This is a genomic window from Bifidobacterium sp. WCA-178-WT-4B, assembly GCF_009696495.1.
In the GTDB taxonomy this organism is placed as follows: Bacteria; Actinomycetota; Actinomycetes; order Actinomycetales; family Bifidobacteriaceae; genus Bifidobacterium; species Bifidobacterium infantis.
In genome coordinates this window covers 61456-79618 of the sequence record NZ_VULV01000003.1, presented here as the reverse complement: position 1 = coordinate 79618, position 18163 = coordinate 61456, and the positions used below count along the sequence as shown (strand labels likewise).

Below are 18163 nucleotides of genomic sequence, written 5' to 3'. Positions count from 1 at the left end.
GCACATCCAGATCCTGGGAACGGCGGTCTGATGCCATTCCGTCGAATGTGCGATTGATTGGTATTGTGCGTTTGCCTCACACTTTTCTTATTGAGAATGATTCGCTGCGATATGCAGCATATCTCGTTTCGAGGTATTTCTTGCTGTTGAGATACACTATACATCGAAACGACACATATCTAAACGTGGTGTGTCGAAACGAGGTAGACTGGTGATCATGAGCTTGATTGAGATGATGATTCTGGGGTTCTTAAGCGAACGATCCATGTGCGGCTACGAACTGCGCAAGAAGATGGAACAGCTGCAGGGTTACGCGCGCAAATTCAGCGACGGCACGGTATATCCGGCGACCAACCGACTCGTCGAAGCCGGCCTGATTTCCGAACAGTCTGAGATCCGCGATGGCCGTCAGCGCCGCGTATTCACCCTGCTTGAGGCGGGCCGCAACAAACTCATCGAGGAACTGCGCAACACCGGCGGATTCAACCTCACCGATATCACCCGCTGGACCGTCGTGCTCACCTTCCTCGGTGTTGTTCCGGATAAATTAGACCGTGACGCGGTGCTGCGCCGCCGCTACGACCTGCTGAACGGCCATGACATGCACTTCTTCTACTGCGACGCCGGCAACCCGCTCTCCATCGAGCAGATCGACGACCCCTACCGCCGCGGCATCATCGCCGTGCATGACGCCGAAATCGCCGCCGAGCTCGACTGGTTGCGCTCAATGCTGGGTATCGAAGACGAGTCTGTGGCACAATAGTTCGACTGGCACAGTCGCCGCAGCAACTAACAGGAGACGATGATGACCGAAGACAAGCCGATCGCCAAGCCGATGATCGATGACGCCACGCGTGAGAAAATGGCGCTCATGTTCTCCGGCGAAGTCTATCTGCCAGACGATGTGGATGGCTTCTTCGACCTGCAGGCCGCCCAGCGCGACCTCCAGCTCGAACTCAACGCCACGCCGCTGACCCACCCGAAGCGCCGTACCGAACTCATGCAGGCGTTCTTCGGCGCTGCGGGGGAGGGCCTGTACCTCGAAGGCCCGGTGTACGCGAACTGGGGCAGCAATACGTACTGGGGCGAGCGCTGCTACGCCAACTTCAACCTGGCGCTGGTCGACGATGGCGATATCTTCATCGGCTCCCACACCATGCTCGGCCCCAACGTCACGCTTGTAGCCACCGGCCATCCTGTGCGTCCGGACCTGCGCTACCGGGGCGCCCAGTATTCGTGTCCGATCCACATCGGCGAAAACGTCTGGATCGACACGTTCGCGCCGACCCACACGTTGCGCCCGAGGGCCACCGGAATGCAATACACGTAGCGGTGCTCGCGCAGCACCGGCAACACGGGGTGGCAGGCGACTCATTAGCACGGGGAACGGTTGAACGAGAAGTGGATTGGCATGTGGTGGTATCGAACATACTGATGCGTGTGCCGCCGAGCCTGTCCAGATGGCTGCCTATATGAACCAGTGACAGGAAATCGCGGGAGAGCAAACGAGAGGAGTGTGCATGGGGCAGTTCGGTGTCATGATTGGCCAGTTGGTCGGATTCCTGATCATGCTGATGGTCGGATACGGATGTGTAAGGCTCCGGTTCTATGGTCAGACGGCGCTGGACGGCATGTGTTCGCTGCTGCTCAACGTGCTCATCCCTGTGCTCGTGTTCTCGAACGCCGTCGACGGCGCGGACCGCGCGCAGCTCGCCGCCAACTGGGGCGTGATGCTGCTGACCGCCGTGATGTATGCGCTGCTCATCCTGGTGTTCTGGCTGGTCGCCAAACTGTTGCGGCTCAAAGGTTCGCGTAGCCATGTATTTCAGGCGTCGCTTATTTTCGGCAACGCCGGATTCATCGGCATTCCGTTGATTATGGCACTTTGGCCGCAGAACGGCGCGATTTACGTGGCGCTGATGTCGATCATCGACCAGACGCTGCTCTGGACGTACGGCGTATGGCTGTGCGAGCCGGTCGTCGAAGCGACTGACGGCAACGCGATTGGCGCGCGAGGTGCGGTCGCGAACGGTTCGGTGAACGGCGCCGGTTCGGTGGGGGAGGCTGGTTCGGCGAGCAATGCTGGTTCGGCGAGCAATGCCGCAAACAGTGGTTCTCCGGCCGTCGTCCGCCCCTCGCTCGGTACCCGCGTCCTCGGCCTGCTTAAACGATTCGTCAATCCCGCCTTCATCGGCGTGATGCTTGCCCTGATTCTGATTCTGCTCGGCGTCAAGGTGCCTGACATCATCCTGAAGCCGCTGCACACCATCGGCAATATGGCCACGCCGATGTCGCTAATCTACTTGGGCGGCCTGTTCGCACTGACCAAGTGGTGGGGCGTCCTCAGACGCTACGAACTCTATGCTGGCCTAGTCGCCAAGATGATCGCATTCCCGCTCGCCTTCTACGCGCTACTGACCGCGCTGACCGGCGCATCGCCGCAACTGCCGATCACCCATGACATGGTGCTGATGATCACGGTCATCGCCGGACTGCCGACCATGACCACCATCGCCATGTTCACCGGTCGCAAGAACAACATGCCCGAGTATGCGGTCGGCTTCGTGCTCGTAAGCACGCTGTTCTCGCTGGCCTCCCTGACGATTGTGTCGGCGGTCGTGTTCTGAATTGTCCCCTTCGATGAAAAGAATGCCGGGGGCCTCCGGCGCTTGGAATCTCATTCATAAATAAATGCTGGCTATTCTTTTTACCATGAATCAGGAACCATTTTCTGTTGTTCTGGCCGAAAGATAATCTCAAGGGTTTCGGTCGCCACGAAGACAGCATTATCAACGGTCGCGGCGGGAATCCGGCCGTCATCAAGCGCGACTACGAACTCATGAAATGGGTCAACGCGAACTCCTTCCGTACCTCGCACTACCCGTATAGCGAAGAGAACCTCAGGATGGCTGACCGCGAGGGCTTCCTGGTCATCGATGAATGTGCGGCCGTGGGCTTTATGTCCAGCCTAAAGAACCTCGTGAAACGAATTTCACGAGGTTCTTTCTAGTTACGCTGAATGACTCCCATTAGACTCCCACAAGAGAAGAGCAATGGCGAAATCCCAACGTTGCTAAGCTCTCAAACTCAGATGTGGAAGTAGAGCTCGTACTCGAGCGGGGTCGGGGCCAGGCGAGCCTGGTCGATCTCGTCGCGCTTGAGGCCAATCCAGGTCTCGATCAGGTCGTCGGTGAACACGTCGCCGGCGGTGAGGAAGTCGTGGTCCTCTTCCAGGGCGTCCATAGCCTCGGCCAGGGAGCTTGGCACCTGCTTGATGCCAGCGTGCTCTTCCGGCGGCAGCTCGTAGAGATCCTTGTCGACCGGCTCCGGAGGCTCGATGTGGTTCAGGATGCCGTCCAGGCCAGCCATCAGCTGGGCGGAGAAGGCCAGGAACGGGTTGCAGGACGGATCCGGAGCGCGGAACTCGATGCGCTTGGCAGCCGGGGAGGTGCCGGCCAGCGGAATACGGATGGCGGCAGAACGGTTACGAGCGGAGTACACCAGGTTGACCGGAGCCTCGAAGCCCGGGACCAGACGGTGGTAGGAGTTCAGGGACGGGTTGGTGAAGGCCAGCACGGAGGAGGAGTGCTTGATCAGACCGCCGATGTACCAGCGAGCCAGATCGGACAAACCAGCGTAGCCCTTCTCGTCGTAGAACAGCGGCTTGCCGTCCTTCCACAGGGACTGGTGGCAGTGCATACCAGTGCCGTTGTCGTCGGCGATCGGCTTCGGCATGAAGGTCGCAGCCTTGCCGGCCAGAGCGGCGGTCTCGTGGACGACGTACTTGTACTTCATCAGGTCATCGCCTGCGTGCTGCAGGGTGTTGAAGCGGTAGTTGATCTCCTGCTGGCCGGCGCCGGCGACCTCGTGGTGGGAACGCTCGAGGATCAGACCGACCTTCTGCAGGTTGGCGACCATATCGTCGCGCAGATCCTGGGTGTGGTCAATCGGCGGAACCGGGAAGTAGCCCTTCTTGACGCGATTCTTGAAACCGATGTTCGGGGTGCCGTCTTCCTCAACGTCAACGCCGGAGTTCCACGGAGCTTCGATGGAGTCGACCTCGTAGAAGGAGCGCTGCATGGAGTTCTCGAAACGCACCTTGTCGAAGATGAAGAACTCGGCCTCAGGAGCGAAGGATGCGGTGTCGGCGATGCCGGTGGACTTCAGGTAGGCCTCGGCCTTGCCGGCGACCTGACGCGGGTCGCGGGAGTACGGCTCGTCGGTCAGCGGGTCGACGATGGAGAAGGCCACGTCAAGGGTCTTGTGCTTGCGGAACGGGTCAACGAAAGAGGTCTCAACGTCCGGGACCAGCTTCATGTCGGACTCGTTGATGGCCTGGAAGCCCTGAACGGAGGAACCATCGAACGGCATGCCGTCGGTGAAAGCGTCCTTCAGGAATTCGCTAGCCGGCACGGTGAAGTGCTGCTGAACGCCGATAAGATCGGTGAAACGGACGGAGACATACTCGATGCCTTCCTTGTTGATAAGGGCCTCGACGTCTTCCTTGGACTTGAGTTCGGTCACGGGACCGCTCCTTTCGTATGAGATATAACGGTATATATCGTAAAATAGCGCGTTTCGCCGGCTCGAAACTTGGGTTACGAGAATGTTTCGTGACTGTGGCCGACAATCGCGCAGGCGCGTTATTTCAACGAAACACCATTACAGAATGGAAACGGAGACTATCGGGGGAGTTGGTAGAGATGTCCGCAACGTGGACAGTGGATATTGACAGGTGACGTAGGTGGATGTAAGTGGACGCGATTATGAGACATATGACGAAGCCCCGGAACCGATTGAACGGATTCCGGGGCTTCTGTGCGATTTGGTTGTGTGCTGCCGATCAGCGACCGCGCATCGCGCGGCGGGAGATCTTCTGCGGGCGGTTCGGATCCATGCCCTTGGGGATGGCATAGCCCTTCTTGGCCTGCAGCGTGCGAAGACGATCGTTCAGCGTTTCCATCTCGGCCTTGGTCAGCAGGAAGCGACGGCGCGGATGAATCTTGGCGATCAGTGCGTTCTTGTGGTGCGTGGGCTCATAGCTCTTGGACTTGATCACGGTGTTGCGCAGCTTGGTCAGCGGCACCTGCTTGGGGCCGTGGCCGACGGCGATGCGGTACACCGGGATGGAGGAGCCGGCGGTCACGCCCTTGATATCGTGTTCCTGACGATCCATCGCCTTCATGACGCGACCGTATTCGCCTTCGCCGATCAGGTAGATGCCGTTCATCGAAGTGCCGCGCCAGATGGCATCCTTGGTCTTCGGGTCGATCCACACCGGTTCCTGCGGGAAGTCAAAGCCGGCTTTCTGCATGTTGCTCAGCACGCCGATGGCGGCACCAGGCTTGCCATCAATCTGCTTGTAGCCGACTGCATCCGCGCGGCGGGTGAGCATCATGGTGGCCAGCAGAATGCCGAGCATGATGGCGGTGATCATGGTGAAGATCCAGATCAGCCAGGTCCACTTGACAATCAGACCGATGATGATCGTCACGACTACAGGCAGCAGGAAAGCACCGGCCTCAAGCCACGGCAGGGCCTTGTCTTCCTTAGCCGTGTACTTGTAGATCTGGATGATCTGCTTGATTGTGCTCTGCTTCTTCGGCTTCGCGTCCTTCTCCGCCATCACTTCTTCCTTTGTTGGGACGAAACACACTGGGCAATATCTTATCAGGTGCGCTGGTCCGAACTTGCTTGTGCTGGTTGGTCTCAGCGTGTGTGCAATGGTCGTCCGTTGGCCTTGAGTAGCGCCTCGCCGAGCGTTTCACTGAATGTGGGATGCGGGTGAACGAGGCGGGCTGCGTCGGCGAGCGGCACATGGTTGCCGACCAGCTGTTCGGCTTCGGCGATGATGTCGGAGGCCATCGGGGAGACCATGTGCACGCCGAGCACGCGCGGGGTGTCCGGGTTAGCCGCGTCGCAGCCGGAGACGATGGTCAATGAGCCGGCCGTGCCGCTCATCAGCATGCGCGCGTTCGCCAGCATCGGATAGTTGGTCTCCTTGATTTCAATGAGATCCTCCCTCGCCTGCGCCTGTTCGACGGTGAGCCCGACCGACGCCGCTTCGGGGAAGGAGAACACGATCTGCGGCACGGTGGCTTCGTCCACCGGCTTGGGATTGAGTCCGGCGATGGTCTCCGCGATGACGATGCCTTGCTCAAAAGCACGATGCGCCAGCGCGTGACCGGCCGTCACGTCGCCTACCGCCCATACGCCCGGTTTGTCGGTGCGACCGTACGCATCCGTGGCGACATGTCCGTGGTCGTCGATCGTCACGCCCCATGCTGGGTCGGTGATCGGGTCACGCCCGATGGCGACAAGGGCGATTTCGCCCCAGACGCTCTGTTCGCCATCCTGGCCTTCGCGCGTGTAGTGCACGGTGGCGCCAAGGTTCGCGCCGGTGTCCACGTGGGTGACGCTGACGCGGGTGATGATGTTCACGCCATGACGTTTGAGCTCACGGGTCAGCGTGGTGCCGGCTCTCCGGTCCCAGGCTGAGAGCATGCGGTCCTTGCGAATCAGCAGGGTAACCTTCGAACCGGTGGAGTTCCATATCGAGGCGAATTCAAGGGCGATGGCCCCGGCGCCGATAATCACCGCCGAAGAGGGAAATTCGTTGACTTCCAGCGCCTGTGTGGAGTCGATGAGGGCGCCGGCGAACGGGTTGCCGGGCAATGGGCGTGGCTTGGCACCGGTGGCGATGACGATGTTCGTGGCCGTGAGGTCCATCGTTGGGCCGCTGGGTTCGGGGACATCGGCCTTGTGATAGGTGTGGATGTCGCTTTGGCCGGGGGAGGGGACGAGGCGGACGATGTGGTTGGAAGTTGCTGGAGCGATCTCATCCGCATGGAACGCGGCATTGGCCCGGAACACGGTGATGCCGCGATGGGCGAGCAGTCCGGCCAGTCCTCCCACCATCGTCTTGACCACGCGCAGGCGATAGTCGCGCAGCATGCCGAAGTCGATGCCATTCACCGAGGCGTTGACGCCGAGTTCGGCTGCACGGTGCACGGTGTCGATGGTGTGGGTGGCGGTGATGAGCGCCTTGGAGGGGATGCAGCCACGGTTGAGACATGTGCCGCCCACGGTGGCGTCACGCTCGACGAGTGCCACTTTCATGCCGAGTTCGGCCGCGCGCAGAGCTGTGGAATAGCCGCCGGGGCCGGCCCCGATGATGACCAGATCAAACTGTTCGCTCATGATTGCCTCCTTGATACATATAAGTATGGCTCCCATGCTAGGGAGCCATATGCGGCTATCGCCGCCACTTCGCCTAAAAACAGTCCACTGGACTGTTTTCTTTACGGCTCAGCCCCTCAACGAGGGGAGCCAGAGTATATATGAACAATCAGTCCGCCGGCCAGTGACCGCGCTTCGGGTAACGCGGCTTGGGAAGTCTCCAACGACGCATCTGGATGGAACGGCTCCAGGCGTAGGAGAAGGAGCGGGAGCCCTTGGCCACGGACGATTCGCCGTACTTGGCGATCAGCTTGGGCTTGAGACTGCGCCACATCAGCCACACGTCGATGATCACGGCGATCAGATAGCCGTACATCAGCGCCATCATGGTGACCGACGCCCACTGGTTGCGCATCAACGAGGCGGCGAACATGGAGACGATCAGGATTCCGAAGCTCACCGGAATGAACCATTCGCCGAGGTTGAACCGGGCGTCCACGTAGTCGCGGATGTAGATGCGCCACGGCAGGCGTTCCGACTTGGGCATGTGGTTGATGTCGCCCTTCTGCATCGCCTCGTACTCGGCGTTCTCCCTCTCGCGCAGACGGGCTTTGGCGGCCTTGGCGCTGGCCTTGCGGTCCACCGGAACCAGCGGACGGATACCGGCGGCCTGAGCCTGCTTCATCTTCGGGGTAGGACGGCCTTTTTTCTCAGAAGGATCGGCGGCCTTCTTCGGGGCCTGCTCAACAGGAACTTGGGCCTCTTCTTTTTTCTTAAACGGATTCCATGTCATGCTTTGAGGTTACGGTGACGTTCAGACACTTGTACACTGGCGCAGTCATTGCAATGACGCCGCTCACGCACATATATAAAGGAGGATCATCATGGCAACGTTCACCGCTGACGAGATTCGTTCGCGCGTCGAAACCGATTGGAACCGCATCGTCAAGGTGCTGGCCGAAAAGGTCGCGCTGCAGTCGATCTCCGCCAAGGGCATCACCGCCGAACATATGAAGCGCTCCGCTGAATTCGTGGCAGACGAACTGCGCCTCGTGGGTGTGGATGCCAAGGTGGTCCAGGCTTCCAATGCCGACGGCACTCCGGGCGCATGGGAGGTCATCGGCTCGCATATCGTTTCTCCGGACGCCCCCACCGTGCTGCTCTACGCCCATCACGATGTGCAGCCTGTTCCGGACCCGGCCGAGTGGAACACCGACCCGTTCGTGGCCACCGAAATCGACGGCCGCCTTTACGGCCGTGGCTCCGCCGATGACGGCGGCGGCATCGCTATCCACTCCGGTGCGCTGAAGGCCTTGGGCGACGACCTCAACGTCAATATCAAAGTGTTCATCGAAGGCGAAGAGGAGATGGGTTCGCCAAGCTTCATTCCCTTCATCGAGGCTCACCGTGACGAATTCGCCGCTGACGTGATTATCGTGGCTGATTCCGGCAACTGGTCGGCGGACATTCCTTCTTTGACCACCTCGCTGCGCGGTAACACCTGTGTGGACGTGACCGTGCAGGGCCTTGAGCATCCGGTGCACTCCGGCCAGTACGGCGGCCCGATTCTCGACTCCAATACGTTGGCCGCCATGCTCATCGCTTCCATGTATGACGAGAACGGCGATCTGGCCGTACCCGGCGTGGCCGCGGAAGAGCCGATCGGCGGTTTGCAGCACGACCTTGACGAAACCACTGTGCGCGAGGATTCCGGCGTGGTGGCCGGTTACGAGTTCGCCGGCACCGGTTCGCTGGCCTCACGCCTGTGGACCAAGCCGTCCGTGACCGTGATCGGCTTCGATGCCCACCCGGTCGAGGGATCCTTCAACGTGATCGCCCCGGAGACCCGCTTCCGTTTGTCGCTGCGCACCGCGCCCACCCAGCGCCCTGAAGAAGCGCAGGAAGCACTGGCTGCATTCTTCGAATCCCACGCGCCGTTCGGTGCCAAGGTCACTGTCGAACGCGGCGAAAACGGCATGGGCTGGGCCATGGACCCGACTGCCGTGGCCACCAAGGACGCGCTGGAAGCCATGACCGAGGCTTTCGGCGTTGAGCCCATCAACAAGGGCGAAGGCGGCTCCATTCCGTTCATCCCCGAACTGCAGCGCATTTTCCCCAACGCTCAGGTGCTGGTCACCGGTCCCGAAGACCCGAAGGCCAACGCCCACAGTCCCAATGAGTCCATCTCCCTGCCCGGCCTCAAGAACAACGTGATCACCGAGGCTTTGCTGCTGGACAAGCTCGGCAAGTAGCCGAACCGTATCGGTAATGGTAGCGAGCCGCCGTCCGGTAGGTCACAGATGTGGCTATTGCCTTTGACGGCGGCTTGCTTTATAGTCGGGGAGTTGACACGGGAGCTGCCGTTAGGCGGCTGAGAGGAGACTCATAGTCTCGACCGATGGAACGTGACCGGATAATGCCGGCGCACGGAAATGTCGCTCTTACCCACCCGTGCCTGAACCAACCTGCGCGTGGCCACGAACATGTGCATCATGTGCGTACATATATCCATGTATGTTCGGCCTGCGTACGAGCAGAAGAAAGGCACATTCATGACTGAAGCTGTGGCCAAAGCCAATTACAAGTGGCGCGTCGTCGATATCGTCGTCGCCGCAATCATCGCCGTCGCATCCGGCGTCATTTTCTGGGGCTGGGACATTGTCTGCTCCGCCCCGCTGGCCCTGTTCGAAGGCGTGACCCCCGGTTTCGAGGGTCTGCTCAACGGATTCTGGCTGTTCGCCGGCCCGCTCGCCGCAATCATCGTGCGCAAGCCCGGTGCCGCACTGTTCGCCGAAACCCTCGCCGCCTTCCTTGAACTTACGCTGGGCAACCAGTGGGGCGTCGGCGGCTCGCTGATCGTCGGCATCATCCAGGGTCTGGGTGCCGAAATTGCCTTCGCCATCTTCGCCTGGAAGAAGTGGAACATCGGCACCACCATCCTGTCCGGTGCGCTCGCCGGCGTGGGCTGCTGGGCCTACTACTGGGCCACCAACCCGGGCTGGAACGGACTGCGCGTCACTTGGTATCTGGTGGGCTCCATCATCTCCGGCGTCGTGATCGCCGGCGTGGTGGTCTGGTACTTGTCTCGTGCAATCGCCGCCACCGGTGCTCTGGAGCGCTTTGAATCCGGCCGTAGCAAGGCGCGCGTCTGATGCAGATTAATCCGGCTGCGGTAGAGGCCAGCGGCTGGGGGTGGCGGCACGCCACGCGCAAGGATTTCGCGTTGCGTGCCGTCGATCTCACCATCCGGCCGGGGGAGCGCGTGCTGATGCTCGGCGCTTCGGGCGCGGGCAAAAGCACGATGATGGCCGGTCTCGCAGGCGTACTTGGCGGCGATGAGGAAGGCGAGCAGGAGGGCTCGCTCACCATCGATGGCGTCGATGCGCGCGAGGCGCGAGGCCGCGTGGGACTGGTGCTTCAGGACCCGGACTCGCAGATCATTCTTGAACGACTAGGCGATGACGCGGCCTTCGGCTGCGAAAACCTCAACGTGCCGCGCGAGGAGATTCGGCAGCGAGTGCGCGAATCATTGGATATGGTGGGACTCGGCGGACTCGAACTGGATCGGTCCACCCGCCATCTGTCCGGCGGTCAGCGCCAACGTCTCGCGTTGGCCGGCGTGCTGGCTATGAAGCCCGGTCTGCTGTTGTTGGACGAACCGACCGCCAACCTCGACCCCGAAGGCGTGGTCGAAGTGCATGACGCGGTCAAAAAGGTCATCGAGGCCACCGGACAGACCATGGTTGTGGTCGAACATCATATCGATGTATGGCTCGATCTGGTCGATCGCGTGATTGTGCTCGGCCGACCCGATGCAAGTTCGCCCACGGGTGCGGTCATTGCCGACGGCAAACCGGACGAGGTGTTCGCCGAGATGGGCGACGTATTGGCCGCCGGTGGCGCGTGGGTGCCGGGCCGTGCGATTCCCGATTACTCACCGAAGCAGGAGCCTGCGCACGATGCGCCGGTGCTCAGCACTGAGAACTTAAGCTTTGGCCGTGGAACCGCTCTTGGCGTTGGTATCAATCTGGATTTTTATCCCGGCGAAGTAACGGCTCTGATGGGTCCGAACGGCGCGGGCAAATCGACCTTGGCCTTGACCTTGGCCGGGCTACTCGAGCCTATCGCCGGCAAGGTGCTCATCGCCGACAACCTCAAGCCCGCGCATGCCGGGCGTGAGCCGATCGACTGGAAAAGCAAGGAACTGCTGGGCCGTATCGGCATGGTGTTCCAGGAGCCCGAGCACCAGTTCGCTGCCAATTTCGTGCGTGACGAAGTCGCCATCGGCCCCAAGTCGATGGGGCAGAGCCAAGACGAGGCTTATCAGACCGCCGACCGCATGCTTGAGCAGATGAATCTCACGCGCTTCGCCAAAGCCAACCCGTATACCTTGTCTGGCGGGGAGAAGCGGCGACTGTCCGTGGCTTCCATGCTGGCCGCCGCACCCAAAGTGTTGGTGATGGATGAGCCGACATTCGGACAGGATTTCAGTACGTGGAATGAGATGGTCAAGCTGATTGCCGCCATCCGCGATCAAGGCTCGTGCGTGATCATGGTGACGCACGATGAGGCGCTGGTGGATGCGCTGGGCGCGCGACGTGTGATGTTCGAGGAGGCGAAGGCATGAGTGACGTGGTAATCGTCAGTCCGCAGGAAACGCGCGTGGAGCCGGTCAAAGCCTCATCGCCCTCATGGTTCATCGCGCGCATCAACGCGGTCAGCCGCATCATCGGTGCGCTGTTGCTGTGTATTCCGATGTTCATCAGTCTGGATGTGGTATCCGCGTCCACGGCGCTCGGCATCGAATTCGTGCTGCTGTGGATTGGTGGCGTGGCTCCGTGGACCGTATGCCGTAAGACCTGGCCGGTATGGATCGCCGTCGCCGGCAGTTTTATCTCCGTGTTTCTCTACGGCCGCACCTCGGGCGAGATCCTGTGGCAGGGCGGCTGGATTGTGATCAGCGAGGGATCCGTTAATCTGGCCATCGCCACGGCTATCAGGGTGGCGGCCATTGCCGTACCCGGCGTGATTCTGGCCCTGGGCCTCGATCCCACTGATTTGGCGGACGGTTTGGTTGAGATTCTGCACTTCTCACCGCGATTCGTATACGGCGGGTTGGCTGGATTGCGCATGTTTACGCTGCTGCAGGAAGATTGGCGCGCACTCGGCTTGTCCCAGCGTTCGCGCGGCCTTGGCGACGGTAACGCCATCGCCCGTGCCCTCTCCCAGGCGTTCGGACTGCTGGTGCTCTCCATCCGGCGCGCCACCAAACTTGCCACCGCCATGGAAGCGCGCGGCTTCGGCTCCAGCGCCCCACGCTCCCAAGCCCGCATCTCACGTCTGAAGCCTGTCGACTGGATCTTCTACGTCATCTGTCTGGCCGTCCCGCTGGCCTCCATAGGCGTAGCCGTCGGCACCGGGAATTGGCACTTCGCCTTTCAGGGTGCCTGAAGGCGGCAGACTGGCACAGTGCCCTTCAGGGTGCCTGAAAGGCTTACGATGCCTCCGCCAGCGGGGAGCGAGCCACGACTGACGTAATGCCCCGGCAGTAGGGTAGTGGCTATGCCCATCAACGCCCAGATTCTTGATAATCCGAAATCCGACCGCGTGCGCCGCATCGCCGATCTGACCCGCACCAAAGGCCGCGAACGTTCGGGCCGTTTTCTTATCGAAGGCCCGCAATCCGTGCGCGAGGCCGTCACTTGGCGGCCGGACGTGGTACGGGACCTGTATGTAGAGGTTTCGCAGGCGCTGGAACATCCGCGTATCATCTCCTCCACGTTGGAGAAGATCGTCGAAACCTCGCAGGATGCCACGATTTATGTGCACTACTGCATCGGCGACGTGATGCACCGCATCAGTCCGGACGCCCAAGGCATCGCGGCCGTCGGCAATGCCGAGTCCATGTACGCCGGTGCCGATGACGTCGAACTTGGCAAGAACGGTCGGGCCCCGCAGATTGCCGTCTTCTGGCAGGTGCGCGACCCGGGCAACGCCGGCACCGTGATTCGTGCGGCCGATGCGGCCGGCTGTGACGCCGTAATCTTCGTGGACGACTGCGTGGACGTGCTGAACCCCAAGGTCATCCGCTCCACCGCAGGCTCCCTGTTCCATCTGCCGGTACTCGCCATGAGCACCGACGAATTCTTCACCTGGACAGGCGACCATAATTTGGACGTCTGGGCCGCCGACGTATACGGCACCGAAGAACGCAAGCCGGAAAGCCTGCCCGCAGTACTGGCGGACAAGGCGGCGGTCGAGGCTCCGAAAGCCGTGTTGTTCGGCAACGAGGCGCGTGGCTTGGAACCGGACATCCTCACGCGCTGCGGCCGCATCGTCTCCATCCCGCTTTATGGCAAGGCCGAATCACTGAACCTCGGCACCTCGGCCGCGGTGATGCTGATGTCGCTGTCTATGTCGGGTCATGTTGAAAGAATGTGAAACCGGTAAAAACGCTGTGAAACGCTGAGAAAACATCAGACGAAAGGGTTCTCGTGGCAGAACAAATGGTGTTCGACGCCGACCAGGTGACTGCTGAGGTTGCCGAGGGCATCGAGAAAATCCAGAACGCCTCCAACCTGGAGGAGCTCAAGGCCATCAAGACAACGTACGCAGGTGCCGATTCGGCGATGACCAAAGCCAGCAAGGCCATTGGCTCCCTGCCCGCCGACCAGAAGAAGGAAGCCGGCAAGCTCATGGGCAAGCTGCGCGCCGACTTCGGCCGTGCCTATGGTCCCAAGGAGGTCGAGCTCAAGGAAGCCGCCGAGAAGGCCGCACTTGCCGCCGAAACCGTGGATATGACGCTGCCGGTGAACCGTAAGCCTCTGGGCGCCCGTCACCCGCTGCCTAAGCTGATGGAGGACGTCGAGGACTTCTTCATCTCCATGGGTTGGCAGATCTCCTCCGGCCCGGAAATAGAAGCCGAATGGTACAACTTCGACTCCCTGAATTTCGGCCCGGACCATCCGGCCCGCCAGATGCAGGACACCTTCTACGTCAAGGGCAATCAGGCCAAGGACGCCGCCGGTTTCGTCGGCTCCAACATGGTGGTGCGTACGCAGACCTCCTCCGATCAGGTCCGTGCCCTCCTGACCCGTGGCGTGCCGCTGTACATCGCGTCCCCCGGCCGTGTGTTCCGCACCGATGAGCTTGATGCCACCCACACCCCGGTGTTCCACCAGTGCGAAGCCCTCGCCGTCGACAAGCATCTGACCATGGCCGACCTCAAAGGCGTGCTGGACAAGCTGGCCGTCGCCATGTTCGGCCCCGAAGCCAAGACGCGCCTGCGCCCGAGCTACTTCCCGTTCACCGAACCGAGCGCCGAGCTCGACCTGTGGTTCCCTGACAAGAAGGGCGGCCCCGGCTGGCTCGAGTGGGGCGGCTGCGGCATGGTGAACCCGAACGTGCTGAAGTCCGCCGGCATCGACCCGGACGTCTACACCGGTTTCGCCTTCGGCGTCGGCATGGAGCGCACGCTCCTGCTGCGCAGCGACATCAACGACATGCACGACCTGGTCGAAGGTGACGTGCGTTTCGCCGAACAGTTTGTGATGGGGGAGTGATTCAGCCATGCCTATGATTGATATCGATTGGCTCAAGGACCATGTCGAGGTTCCTGAAGGCCTGACCTACGAACAGCTCGCCAAGGACCTTGTCAAGGTGGGGCTTGAGGAAGAGGAGATTCACTCCTCTCAGGTGACCGGCCCGATTGTGGTCGGCTACGTGGTCGACGCCACCCCCGAACCGCAGAAGAACGGCAAGACCATCAACTGGTGCCACGTGGACTGCGGCGACGAATGGAACGAGACCGACGAAGACGGCAACAAGGTGCCGCGCGGCATCATCTGCGGCGCGCCCAACATGAAGGCCGGCGAAAAGGTCGTCGTCACCCTGCCCGGTGCCGTGCTGCCCGGCGACTTCAAGATCGAACCGCGCAAGACCTACGGCCACATCTCCAACGGCATGTGCGCCTCCGAACGTGAGCTGGGTCTGGGCGACAATCACAATGGCATCATTCTGCTGCGTCAGTACGGCTTCTCCGAGGCTGAATACGAGGCTCTGAAGCCTGGTCAGGACGCCATGCACCTGCTGCACCTCGACCAGCCTCTGCTTGAGATCAACATCACCCCGGACCGTGGCTACACGCTGTCCTACCGTGGCGTGGCCCGCGAATACCACCACTCCACCGGTGCCGCCTACACCGATCCGGCCGTGGCACTCAACGAGAAGGCCCCGGAACCTGCTGACTACCAGCCCGGCACCCCGGTGGACATCGATGTTGAAATCGACGATAACAATCCGATTCACGGCGTGCCCGGTTGCGACCGCTACTACGCGCGCATCGTCAAGGACTTCAATCCCAACGCCCACACGCCCAACTGGATGCGCCGCCGCCTGATCCGCGCCGGCATGCGCTCCATCTCCTTGGCCGTGGACGTGACCAACTACGTGATGCTTGACCTCGGCCAGCCGATGCATGCCTACGACCTCGACAAGCTCGAAGGCCCGATTGTCGTGCGCCGCGCCAACGAGGGTGAGAAACTCACCACCCTGGACGGCAAGGAACATGACCTGAGCGTCGAAGATCTGCTTATCACCGATTCGCCGAACGGCGAACGCGGCTCGCGCATCCTCGGTCTTGCCGGTGTGATGGGCGGCCTGTATGGCGAAGTGACCGCCGACACCAAGAACATTCTTCTGGAGGCAGCGCACTTCGATCAGGTGACCATCGCCCGTTCGGCCCGTCGCCACAAGATTCCATCCGAGGCCTCCCGCCGCTTCGAACGTGGCGTCGACACCGCGCTGCAGCCCGCCGCCACCCAGATGGCCGCCGAGCTCATGGCCAAGTACGGCAACGGCGAGCCCAGCGAACACCCGAACGACGTGAACAACACGCCGCGCGCCAAGGTCATCCACTTCAAGGCCTCCGAAGTGGCCCGCGTGGCCGGCCTCGACGTGGACATCAACCGCATCTCCGACATCCTGACCGACATTGGCTGCACGGTGGCCGGCGGCGGCAACGGCGAGTTCGCCGTAACCGCGCCGAGCTGGCGCCCGGACTTGAACGAGCCGTGCGACCTGGTCGAGGAAATCGCCCGACTGGTCGGCTACGACCAGATTCCGGTCACCGTGCCGCCGGCACCGGTCGAGGGTCTGGTGGGCCTGACCCCGGACCAGCAGCGTCGCCGTCGCGTGGCGGACGAGCTCGCCGAGTTCGGCATGGTCGAATCGCTGAGCTACCCGTTCGTGGGCGACGACGATTACAAGGCCTTCGGCTTCGACCCGGAAGCCACCAAGAAGGTCAGCGTCGAGATCGCCAACCCGCTCTACGGCGACCGTCCGTACCTGCGTCGCGAGATTCTGCCGACCCTGGCCACCACCGTGCAGCGCAACATCCGCCGCGGCATCGAAAACGTGTCCCTGTATGAGCTCGGCCACGTCTACCTGTGGGATCCGAACGCGCCCGCCATCCCGGCACTGCCCGGTGGCGTGCGCCCCACCGACGAACAGCTCGCCGCGCTTGACGCCGGTCTGCCCGAACAGCCCGACCATGTGGCCGGCATCCTGACCGGTCTGGCCGAGGACGACGGCTGGATGGGCGGCAAGCGCCCGGTCGACTGGTCCGACGCCGTCGAGGCCGTGCGCCGCATCGCCGGCCGTATCGGTGCCGCAATCGAACTCGACCAGCCCGCCGCCGACGATGTGCCCGTCCAATGGCACCCCGGCCGCGCCGCCCGCGTCATGGTGGGCGACGTCTTCACCGGCTGGGTCGGTGAACTGCACCCGCGCGTCAACGAGGCCCTCGGCTTCCCGGCCCATTCCGCGGCCTTCGAGCTGAACCTCACCGCGCTGTTCGCCACGCTGACCGGCAAGCCCGTCCAGGCCAAGCCGATCTCCACGTTCCCGCCGGTCAAGCAGGATTTGGCCTTCACCGTGGACGAGACCGTGACCGCAGGCCAACTTGAGAACGTGATTCGCAAGGCCGCCGGCGCGAACCTCGAATCCATCGAACTGTTCGACGTGTTCACCGGCGAACAGGTGGGCGAGGGCAAGAAGTCCCTGGCCTATGCGGTGGTGTTCCGTTCGCCGAGTAAAACGCTGTCCGCCGAAGACAGCGACGCCATCCGCAAGGCCATCGTGGCTGAGGCCGCCGAAATCGGCGCCCAGCTGCGCGCCTGACCCAACCAATCATCCGAATCGAGGAGCGCCATGAGCCAACCGGAGCAGGACAAGCCGAAATACGGGCAGTACCAGCAGCCTGAATATGGTGCTATGTCTGGCCAATACGGGCCGAATTACAACCCGTATATTTATGGCGCTCCCGAGCCTGATACCAAGAAGGATTCCGCCGCAGCCGCTGGCATCAACGGTGGCGCGGCACAATCTCAGCAGGCCGGCCAGCCGTACGGCCAGCAGACGCCGTGGCCTGGCAATCAGCAGGCGGGCGGCTGGCCGTATGCGCAAGGCGGCCAACAGTCCGGTCCGGGCGCATATCCGGGCGGGTACCCGGGCATGCAGGGCCAGCCGTATGGTCAACAGCCGAACGGTCAGCCTCACCAGCCGCATTATTACCACGGCATCGACCTGAACGATCCAAACCAGAACCCGCTCTACGGGCACTGGGATTCGTATGCGATCATCTCCTTTATCCTCGCCCTGTTCTTCCCTGTGCCGGTGCTCTCGGCACTGATGGGCGCGGTGGCAATGTGGCGCACGCGCACCTTCCATATGAAGGGCTTCGGTTTGGCCGTGGCCGCCGTGGTGATCAACGTGCTATACACCATCGCCGTCATCTGGATGGCCTTCAATGGCTATGACGCCATGAGCCTCTACCAGGAAGCCCTCCAGCAACTCACCGGCGGCACCGGCTCCTCCTCCGACTCCATCTCCGCATAAGTGGCGTTCACATACCAACACACCCACTGCATAAATATGCAATAGTCTGCATAATCGCGTATACTCATCCGAAGACACATCAGTGAAA

Annotated in this window: 15 protein-coding genes and 1 pseudogene; 12 read left to right on the top strand and 4 right to left on the bottom strand. The window is 61.6% G+C overall.

Annotated features, from left to right (window positions below; all coding sequences use genetic code 11):
- Positions 1–217: 217 nt before the first annotated feature.
- The 4 genes and pseudogenes from FYJ31_RS03615 to FYJ31_RS03600 all read left to right on the top strand — a co-directional run bounded on the left by FYJ31_RS03615 (position 218) and on the right by FYJ31_RS03600 (position 3010).
- Entirely contained in the window at positions 218–763 is a 546-nt protein-coding gene (locus tag FYJ31_RS03615; RefSeq protein WP_154536004.1) for a PadR family transcriptional regulator, read from the top strand.
- A 39-nt stretch (positions 764–802) separates the two neighbouring features.
- Positions 803–1270 (top strand): annotated as a pseudogene (locus FYJ31_RS03610) (maltose acetyltransferase domain-containing protein); the annotation flags it as partial.
- 250 nt (positions 1271–1520) lie between these two features.
- Positions 1521–2627, top strand: coding sequence for an AEC family transporter (locus FYJ31_RS03605; RefSeq protein ID WP_154536002.1), 1107 nt, complete (start codon positions 1521–1523; stop codon positions 2625–2627).
- Positions 2628–2734: 107 nt separating this feature from the next.
- Positions 2735–3010: a glycoside hydrolase family 2 TIM barrel-domain containing protein gene (locus FYJ31_RS03600; protein ID WP_154536001.1), complete on the top strand. Its 276-nt coding sequence runs from the start codon at positions 2735–2737 to the stop codon at positions 3008–3010.
- Positions 3011–3087: 77 nt separating this feature from the next.
- Here FYJ31_RS03600 and glnA read toward each other — a convergent pair whose 3' ends face one another.
- From glnA to FYJ31_RS03580, 4 genes are all read right to left on the bottom strand, one after another.
- Positions 3088–4524, bottom strand: coding sequence for a type I glutamate--ammonia ligase (gene glnA, locus FYJ31_RS03595; RefSeq protein WP_007051181.1), 1437 nt, complete (start codon positions 4522–4524; stop codon positions 3088–3090).
- A 319-nt stretch (positions 4525–4843) separates the two neighbouring features.
- The gene (locus FYJ31_RS03590; RefSeq protein ID WP_154536000.1) at positions 4844–5626 is read right to left on the bottom strand and encodes a DUF4191 domain-containing protein; all 783 of its coding nucleotides are present in this window, start codon (positions 5624–5626) and stop codon (positions 4844–4846) included.
- An 83-nt stretch (positions 5627–5709) separates the two neighbouring features.
- Positions 5710–7200 (bottom strand): dihydrolipoyl dehydrogenase family protein, encoded by a 1491-nt coding sequence (locus FYJ31_RS03585; protein ID WP_154535999.1) that lies wholly within the window; start codon positions 7198–7200, stop codon positions 5710–5712.
- A gap of 148 nt (positions 7201–7348) precedes the next feature.
- Complete coding sequence (locus tag FYJ31_RS03580) at positions 7349–7972, bottom strand: DUF3043 domain-containing protein (protein WP_154535998.1); 624 nt, start codon at positions 7970–7972, stop codon at positions 7349–7351.
- 91 nt (positions 7973–8063) lie between these two features.
- On the opposite strand from FYJ31_RS03580, the gene FYJ31_RS03575 reads away from it, so the two are divergent.
- The 8 genes from FYJ31_RS03575 to FYJ31_RS03540 all read left to right on the top strand — a co-directional run bounded on the left by FYJ31_RS03575 (position 8064) and on the right by FYJ31_RS03540 (position 18075).
- Positions 8064–9431, top strand: a complete 1368-nt coding sequence (locus FYJ31_RS03575) for a dipeptidase (RefSeq protein WP_154535997.1) — start codon at positions 8064–8066, stop codon at positions 9429–9431.
- A gap of 300 nt (positions 9432–9731) precedes the next feature.
- The gene (locus FYJ31_RS03570) at positions 9732–10331 is read left to right on the top strand and encodes an ECF transporter S component (RefSeq protein WP_154535996.1); all 600 of its coding nucleotides are present in this window, start codon (positions 9732–9734) and stop codon (positions 10329–10331) included.
- On the top strand, positions 10331–11806 hold the full coding sequence (locus FYJ31_RS03565) for an ABC transporter ATP-binding protein (protein WP_195839431.1): 1476 nt from the start codon (positions 10331–10333) through the stop codon (positions 11804–11806). Before FYJ31_RS03570 ends, FYJ31_RS03565 begins: the two co-directional genes overlap by 1 nt.
- Positions 11803–12630, top strand: a complete 828-nt coding sequence (locus FYJ31_RS03560; protein WP_032744413.1) for an energy-coupling factor transporter transmembrane component T family protein — start codon at positions 11803–11805, stop codon at positions 12628–12630. The genes FYJ31_RS03565 and FYJ31_RS03560 overlap by 4 nt, the downstream gene beginning before the upstream one ends.
- Before the next feature lie 111 nt (positions 12631–12741).
- Positions 12742–13620, top strand: coding sequence for a TrmH family RNA methyltransferase (locus FYJ31_RS03555; RefSeq protein WP_154535995.1), 879 nt, complete (start codon positions 12742–12744; stop codon positions 13618–13620).
- Between the two features lie 53 nt (positions 13621–13673).
- The gene (gene pheS / locus FYJ31_RS03550) at positions 13674–14741 is read left to right on the top strand and encodes a phenylalanine--tRNA ligase subunit alpha (protein WP_032744411.1); all 1068 of its coding nucleotides are present in this window, start codon (positions 13674–13676) and stop codon (positions 14739–14741) included.
- Between the two features lie 7 nt (positions 14742–14748).
- Entirely contained in the window at positions 14749–17358 is a 2610-nt protein-coding gene (gene pheT / locus FYJ31_RS03545; protein WP_154535994.1) for a phenylalanine--tRNA ligase subunit beta, read from the top strand.
- A gap of 30 nt (positions 17359–17388) precedes the next feature.
- Positions 17389–18075 (top strand): hypothetical protein, encoded by a 687-nt coding sequence (locus FYJ31_RS03540; RefSeq protein WP_012578168.1) that lies wholly within the window; start codon positions 17389–17391, stop codon positions 18073–18075.
- Positions 18076–18163: the final 88 nt, after the last annotated feature.